Source organism: Rhizobium sp. SVR5-9E (genome assembly GCF_056755095.1).
This window is the reverse complement of sequence record NZ_JBNDHS010000800.1, coordinates 1-232: the sequence shown is the minus strand read 5'-3', so window position 1 is coordinate 232 and position 232 is coordinate 1. Positions and strand designations below refer to the sequence as shown.

At 56.9% G+C, this 232-nt stretch carries 1 protein-coding gene; it reads right to left on the bottom strand.

Features of this window, described 5'->3' with window-relative positions:
* Nucleotides 1-8: 8 nt before the first annotated feature.
* A partial coding sequence (locus ACPYOJ_RS37045; protein WP_481420636.1) for a hypothetical protein occupies nt 9-232 on the bottom strand: 224 nt, incomplete at its 5' end.

Sequence of the window (232 nt, the reverse complement as noted above, 5' to 3'; positions counted from 1 at the left end):
ACCGAGATCTACACTCGACTAGTCGTCGGCAGCGTCAGATGTGTATAAGAGACAGGCACATCTACCGTCTGTGGCAGGAATGCTGAATAGGCGGCAGGAATTGCGGGACTGTCAAAAGTCACATCGGCAGCATTGATGGCGACGCCGAGCCTGTCTCTTATACACATCTCCGAGCCCACGAGACTACGCTGCATCTGGGAGGGCGTGTTTTGCTTGGAGGGAGGGGGGGGGG